This window comes from Chroococcidiopsis sp., from assembly GCF_051657925.1.
Lineage (GTDB): Bacteria > Cyanobacteriota > Cyanobacteriia > Cyanobacteriales > Chroococcidiopsidaceae > Chroococcidiopsis.
Genome location: NZ_JBOFLP010000318.1, coordinates 1 through 5,214, shown reverse-complemented (window position 1 = coordinate 5,214; position 5,214 = coordinate 1). Strand labels below are relative to the sequence as shown.

Annotated in this window: 4 protein-coding genes; 1 reads left to right on the top strand and 3 read right to left on the bottom strand. The window is 44.8% G+C overall.

Features of this window, described 5'->3' with window-relative positions; all coding sequences use genetic code 11:
• Positions 1 to 201 (top strand): hypothetical protein (locus ACRC32_RS25545; RefSeq protein ID WP_438556607.1); only part of this gene is annotated, 201 nt, incomplete at its 5' end.
• Between the two features lie 366 nt (positions 202 to 567).
• Here the strand turns inward: ACRC32_RS25545 and ACRC32_RS25540 are convergent.
• From ACRC32_RS25540 to ACRC32_RS25530, 3 genes are all read right to left on the bottom strand, one after another.
• On the bottom strand, positions 568 to 1,248 hold the full coding sequence (locus ACRC32_RS25540; RefSeq protein ID WP_438556606.1) for a hypothetical protein: 681 nt from the start codon (positions 1,246 to 1,248) through the stop codon (positions 568 to 570).
• A gap of 95 nt (positions 1,249 to 1,343) precedes the next feature.
• Positions 1,344 to 2,048, bottom strand: a complete 705-nt coding sequence (locus tag ACRC32_RS25535) for an AAA family ATPase (protein WP_438556605.1) — start codon at positions 2,046 to 2,048, stop codon at positions 1,344 to 1,346.
• A gap of 28 nt (positions 2,049 to 2,076) precedes the next feature.
• Positions 2,077 to 4,572: a DNA-binding protein gene (locus tag ACRC32_RS25530; protein WP_438556604.1), complete on the bottom strand. Its 2,496-nt coding sequence runs from the start codon at positions 4,570 to 4,572 to the stop codon at positions 2,077 to 2,079.
• Positions 4,573 to 5,214: the final 642 nt, after the last annotated feature.

The following is a 5,214-nucleotide window of genomic DNA, read 5'->3' as shown; positions in this document are numbered from 1 at the left end:
GATGCCGAGTATGGCTGTGCCCCGTTTTTCAAGCAAACAGCTGACATGGGCGGTGACAAACTGATGCGCAACTCGCTCGAATCGAGTGCTGTATGGTCCGCCACCTGCTTACTCTGGAACTGGTCGCCCCCGCCGTCATTGTCGAAATTGATTTGGTTTGAGATCTCGATCCATTTCCAACTGTATCTCGTTCGCAGATGAATGAAAATGTCTGTCTGGCAATACTTTCAAGCATTGACTAACTGTCAATTTTTGATAAATCGTTGCTAAATCACACTAAACCATTTCTCAACTGTATCTTTGTGTATCTCTAAACTGTATCTTTGTGTATCCCTAAACTGTATCTTTGTGTATCTTGGCTGACTAGTGTAACTATATTCTGTTCGCTCGATCGCTTGTTAAATTTGAACTTCGAGCGTCATGTCACCAAGTCAACTTAATCATTAAATTTGTCTTTTTAAAACTCGCACTTCCAACCAATTTGTTCAAACGAGGTTTAAGAAACAGGTGAGGTGAATTTAATTAACTTAGATTAAGTAGATTTTTAGATTTAGGAGATTTTTTTGTCTACTGAGTCATGTAAAGTTTACGAGAGTTTGAGTCGTAGACAATACCATCAGCTATTAGGAGTGGAGCTATTGGTCCTGAATTTAGACGAAGGTGATACACATTCTCACTACCGATGAGATTTTTGTCATAGTACTCAACTAGTTGAAGATAGCCAATTCGATAGAGTTGATCGATAAATTCTTCAGCGGTTGACTGCTCGATCTCGGAGCAGATTTGAATCTGAGACGTACTAAAAGTGCAAAGAATTCGCATACTCGTCCAAGCACGGTTACAATAAGTGACAAAATGTGGCTCGTCTAATATGCGAAAATCTCTTTCTTTTGGTATATGCTGAGAGCGACTATTGTACACAAGATAAAGATAAATCTTTTCATGATACGAAGGTTCTACTTGATAATGCGGATATCTAGCAATTTGTTCGAGCCTTTTTAAGTAACCCGCTCGCTCAAATTGATTTAATAAGGTGAGGGCTTGAGCATCACTAATTCTCAACCAAAGTTCTAGCCATTGCATCGCATCACAGTCTTGCTGAATCATGGAAGATGGTCGTCCCAGCCATTGCCTAGCCAGTGTAGCTTGCCAAACATCAGACCAAGGGCGATCGCAGTAGAATTCTTGTGGTTCGATTGAATTAGTATTTTGTGGCTCTAATTCAATTAGTTTCTCTCCTGGTTTCATTCAGCCGATTGCCACAACAACAAATATTAAAAAAATTAATAGCTTCAAGCAATAAAGCTCAGCTTTTAAAAAAGCCAAAAGCTGCAAGCCATTACCTACATTTGTCGAGATAGAAAAAACTGTCGCCCGCTCCATTGTCCAGCAGTGATAGATTGCCATCGCTGTGCTTTAGTAAAGGCTTCTACTCGACTTAAACCGACTGTAATCAAGCGAATACTACCGTTCGATAACTCATGTAGCTTGACTAGCAAATCCTCATGAATCTCGATTTCACAAAGTTCTTTGGCTAATAAGCGCGTGTCCTCCAAGTCGCAGGGTTGAAACTTCACCCATTGAGAAATCCGCCCCGCGACTATTTTACGATTGGCGATTTTCTTCTCCACACCGTCAATCCCAATCAACCAAACTGGAAGCTCGGTGAGGTCGTGGATGTCCCGTGCTACTTGCAACATCTTTGGATTGTGGAACAGATAATCTGCCTCATCGATAAACAAAGGTTGTCTACGCAATTTCATTTGCTCTTTAATCGCCGTCAGCATTTTGGCGGGTAGATTGGGAGGATCGATAGACAGTTCGAGCAGAATTTCTTGTAGCATGGCGCTGGGACTCCAAACAGAAGTCGCTCTGACGTAAATCCCGTTTTCTTTATTCACCAACCAAGCAGTAGCCGTCGTTTTGCCAATCCCTGTAAAGCCATAGAGCAAGCCCATGCGAGGCACTGCGGCGGCGCTATGCTTCGATTCTTGAAAGGCACTAGAAAGACTAATGATATTTTTGACTTTGACTAACTTGTGTCGCATGGAATGTTTGAAATAACATGGGGGTGGATTACGTCGCAACTGTTTCTAGCTGAGATAGCCATTGATAGAAATCTTGTTGCTCTTGTTTGCCTTCTACCAAAGCACTCAACGTTCCTCTTCCAGCCGGAAGTTGAATATAATGAGAGACAAATTCTCGTTCGCCCGCTAGCACTTCCAGCCCTTGCTGCCATTGTTGGAAGACCGTTCTTAGCAATTGGTTTGAGTCGATCGCAATCGCTGGCGAAGTTAAATCGCCAGCTAACCACGAGCAGAAACGCTGTTCTTCTCGTATGGAATCGGTCAGGGCTGCTAAATATCCTTTACCTTGAGATGTCTCCAAATAGCAGGTGAGATCGCTGGAGATTTGAGCGGAAATTTCGTCGAAGTTTCTTCCTCCTTGCCAATGCTCCAATAATGTCTCTAATTGTTGGTTGAGCGCGATCGCCTGCTGCTGTCGTGCTAGTCGCTCTGCTTCAACTGCTTCTAGTTGCGCTAACTCTGCTTTGTATTGCTCGGAAGATATTTGTGGTAGTATCTTCTGCGGTTCTGTCGTTGCAATCGCTTGAGCAATCGAGCTTAAAGCGGGATAATCGTAAAGTTGAGACTGTACCACTGGTAGGATCTCCTGTACCTGACCCAGAATTGACATTGGATCTTGGGCAATCTTGCGTAGCAATGCCTGTCCCCGCTTACGAGATTGTTTGACTTCCTGGTTTAGGAGATTGTAGACAAGTTGGGCTTGTCGAGCAAATTGTGCTAAGTTTATCTGCTCGGCTTCTCGCCAAACTGCTTCACAAATATATTCTTGAAGATCTGCCGATGTATACACGTAGATCCGAATTGGATCTTGGGGTGAAAAGCAAACGTAAACTCGTCTACTAATCCAGTCTCCTAGTTTGCTAGCAACGTACAGTCTTCCGCCCAGCGAAATTCCCTGATGACCAACTCGACGCATTCCATCTTTGGTTGGTGCTGCCATCATCAAAAAATCCAGTTCGCGCTCGTTGCGAATCTGTTGCTTTTGCCACCCTTGGGCGATCGCGGCTTCCAGGACTTCTAAAGGTGACTTACCTTCTAGACCAATCCCCGCTCGTCCGTGCAGTCGCTGCTCGTAAGCTACAATCCAAGCTGATGCCCAAGTTTGAAACTCTTCTGGTGACATGGCTAACTCAATCGCTTTTTCATTCCAATCTGGATGACTTCTCAGTGCTTGTCGGTCGCTCACGCTATGTCCGACAAATCCAGGTAGTTTCGGTAAATCTCGATGTTGAAACGTGTGAATAAATCGCTCGATGAAGGCTTTTTGTTCTGGGCGTTTGGGCAAGCAGCAACTGGTTTTCACGCCTAAGTTTGACAAAAATCGCTGGACTCGGCGGCTGAGGTATTCCTTGCCGCGATCGGTGCGGACTTCTTCTGGTACGCCCCATTCGATCGTTGCTCTGGCTAGCAATTGGCAGATGGCTTCTGCTTTGCTAGTGTCTGAGAGCAACAACAATGCTCGTCGCGTGAATAGATCGATACAGCCAATTAGCGAGTAGCGTTTGACCGTCACAGTTTCACCTAGAGGACATTTGTATTTGAGAATGACATCATTCCAAAAGCTATCCATTTCCCAAAGTTGATTCGGACGCTTGACTCCTTGGGAACGAGAGCCAAAAGCTGGAGTTGTGCTTTTAGCACTCTTCGCATCCATATACATCGTCCACTTTTGGGGATATCGTTCGCGAAACTGTCGCATCCAGGCACGCAATTGCCATAAGGAAAAATCCTCTGGCTCGTAGCCAAACTCCAGTAGCAGAATGTGATAAATTTGACTTGCTCCCCAATGTTTTCCTCCTGCTGCTAGACAAGTTTCAATTGCTTGCTGTAGAGCTGGATTGGCATCGATTTTGCCTTTTCCTTTGCGGTTGCCGTAGTTACCCCCAAGTGCTTTCAATTGCTTTGCCGTTTGGCGGCAGCGCTCTTTTGCCCTCAATGTAGAACGGCTAATGGTAGGAATATAGTCGCGAACCCAAGTTGGAATTGACAGTTGCTCCAAGTTGTAGGCGCGAACGAACTCTAGATCGCGCTCCACAGCAGTGGCAAAATTTTGTAGCTCGCTCCAAGTTTCAAAAGTTCTCAGAATCTCCAACCACGCATCAGCGCGTTGCGCGATCGAGTTGCCCGAAACAGTAGTTTTCAGGGTTTTACTAATAGCCGTTGGCGATCGCCCCTCAAGTGCAGAAACCTTAATTCTATCGATGGCAGCTAATTGTTGAGGCTGCAATTCTCGCTCATCTCCTTTGCGATCGAATGGAGCAGGGTCATACTCACTCTCTAAATCCGTGGCTGTAGGATCGAGTTGAACCAGGGCTGCTTGCGTATCTTCTGGCAGACTAGAGCAAGCATACTCTCGACCGCCACCGCGAGCGTGACGAGCGCGGGACTGCCAACCTTCAGAGCGAGCCTTTCTCGTCACGTTAGACCGCGCCGCAGGCATCCCTGGCAAACCAGCTAATTCGGAGGCAGAATACCAAAACTTCATCTGGGGTAGAACGCGCTCTAACGTAACTGAAAGTCAAGATGACTCGTACAAGTCATCTTAGAACGCGATCGCTCCTCTATTTCTTTTTCTCTAGCTTCAGCAGAAAAACGCAAGCAATAGTTACATTTAATACATAAAAGTTTATGGCTGTGTGAAGATAAAGAGCTAAAAACTATGTAGATTTAAGTAAATAGAACGCTTGTAGAGAAAACTAGATCTACTCGTTCGTGTATTAAAGCTTGCTAGCTTAGAGTAGGGAGCGCGACTAAATCACTAAAAAAAGGTAAGGTGACGAAATGCCTCCTTACCTCTACCAACCTTCAAAACTACTGTCATTGCACTGACTTGAGGCTGTCAATACTTCTAGTAAATAAATCGGTGAAGATACTCATAACCGGACGCGATCGCACTTTGACATTTGCGCTAACCGATATCCCTAATTGTAGTGACACGCTTCGCCATACTCACCACCTGGATTTCTCACTACGCTTCCCTAAAATAGCTTGTAAAGCCTGTGAAGCAAGGCTTATAGAAAAATCTTCAAAAAAACAGTCTGTCATGCAAGCCAGATTGTCTAGAACGCTATGAGTGTTCAAGGTCTCTAGCTCCTAAAATGGCTTAGGCTGATGAGAAATCTGGGGG

Bases quoted from the DNA above. Each gene is read 5' to 3' on its own strand.
- ACRC32_RS25540 (WP_438556606.1), bottom strand. From the start codon at position 1,248: ATGAAACCAGGAGAGAAACTAATTGAATTAGAGCCACAAAATACTAAT.
- ACRC32_RS25530 (WP_438556604.1), bottom strand. From the start codon at position 4,572: ATGAAGTTTTGGTATTCTGCCTCCGAATTAGCTGGTTTGCCAGGGATG.
- ACRC32_RS25535 (WP_438556605.1), bottom strand. From the start codon at position 2,048: ATGCGACACAAGTTAGTCAAAGTCAAAAATATCATTAGTCTTTCTAGT.